At 68.8% G+C, this 1,630-nt stretch carries 2 protein-coding genes; one reads left to right on the forward strand and one right to left on the reverse strand.

The annotated features are described in order from the left end of the window. A partial coding sequence (gene glpX, locus ACFU8Q_RS41380) for a class II fructose-bisphosphatase (RefSeq protein WP_384465344.1) occupies positions 1-910 on the reverse strand: 910 nt, incomplete at its 3' end. A gap of 141 nt (positions 911-1,051) precedes the next feature. Here glpX and ACFU8Q_RS41385 point away from each other — a divergent pair. Continuing rightward, the gene (locus ACFU8Q_RS41385; RefSeq protein WP_384465347.1) at positions 1,052-1,570 is read left to right on the forward strand and encodes a DUF4245 domain-containing protein; all 519 of its coding nucleotides are present in this window, start codon (positions 1,052-1,054) and stop codon (positions 1,568-1,570) included. Positions 1,571-1,630: the final 60 nt, after the last annotated feature.

The following is a 1,630-nucleotide window of genomic DNA, read 5'->3' on the forward strand; positions in this document are numbered from 1 at the left end:
TCTCCGCGCGGTACCGCACACCGCGCATCAGCTCACCGTCCGTGATGCCGGTCGCGACGAAGAACACGTTGTCGCCGCTGACCAGGTCGTCGGTGGACAGCACCCGGTCCAGGTCGTGCCCGGCGTCCAGCGCGCGCTGCCGCTCGGCCTCGTCCTTCGGCCAGAGCTTGCCCTGGATGACACCGCCGAGGCACTTTATGGCGCAGGCCGAGATGATGCCCTCGGGGGTGCCGCCGATGCCCATCAGCAGGTCGACGCCGGTGCCTTCGCGGGCGGCCATGATCGAGCCCGCGACATCGCCGTCGGAGATGAACTTGATCCGGGCGCCGGTCTCGCGGATCTCCTTGACGATGCCGTCGTGGCGGGGGCGGTCGAGGACGACGACGGTGACGTCCTCGGGCGTGGAGTTCTTGGCCTTCGCGACACGCCGGATGTTCACGGAGACGGGTGCGTTGATGTCGACGAAATCGGCGGCCTCGGGGCCGGTGACCAGCTTGTCCATGTAGAAGACCGCGGACGGGTCGAACATGGCGCCGCGGTCGGCGGCGGCCAGCACGGCGATCGCGTTCGGCATGCCCTTGGCGTTCAGGGTCGTGCCGTCGATCGGGTCGACCGCGATGTCGACCTCCGGGCCGGTGCCGTCACCGACGCGCTCGCCGTTGAACAGCATGGGGGCTTCGTCCTTCTCGCCCTCACCGATGACGACGACGCCGTTCATCGAGACGGTGGAGACGAGGGTCCGCATGGCCTTCACGGCTGCGCCGTCGGCGCCGATCTTGTCGCCACGGCCCACCCAGCGTCCGGCCGCCATGGCAGCGGCCTCGGTGACCCGGACCAACTCCAGGGCGAGGTTGCGGTCGGGGGCCTCCGGGGAGACCTCGAGCTGAGACGGCAGATGATGCTCGGACATCGGAGCGCACCTTTCTGTACGACGACGACCGGAAGAGGGTGCTCTGACTCTATCGTCAGGTCGACAAAATGAGCAGACCGGGTCACGTATGAGCGGCTGCCCCGGGCTCGGGCCTCTCGGGCCTGATGCGACCATGGACCCGTGGCTAGCAAGCGAGGCAAGCAGACAGTGCGGGACATGTTCCTGTCGATGGCGGTGATCTCCGCCGCGGCGGGGCTCGTTTACATCTTCGTTCCGCACGACGAGAACGCCAACCCGGTCAAGGCGGTCGACTACCGCGTGGAGCTCCTGACGGCGCGGCGCGCGGCACCGTACCCGGTGGCCGCTCCGGACGGACTGGCCAAGGACTGGAAGCCGACCTCGGTCAGTTACGACCGCGAGGCCGGCGACAGCTGGCACCTGGGCTTCCTCGACCCGGAGGGCAAGTACGTCGCGGTGGAGCAGTCCACCTCCCCGACGAAGAAGTACGTGACCGAGGTCAGTCATGACGCCAAGGACACCGGGCGTACGCAGCAGGTCGCGGGCGAGGCGTGGCAGCACTGGAAGGGCGACAAGTACGACGCCCTCGTGCGCCAGGACGAGGGGGCGACCACGGTGGTCACGGGCTCGGCCTCGACGGAACGGCTGGCGGAGATGGCGGCCGCGCTCAAGTCGTCCTGACGTCCCTGACGCCGTACGCGCGCCTACGGATCCGGCCCTGGAGCAGCACGCGTGCTGCTC

The organism is Streptomyces sp. NPDC057543, from assembly GCF_042801895.1.
GTDB lineage: Bacteria > Actinomycetota > Actinomycetes > Streptomycetales > Streptomycetaceae > Streptomyces.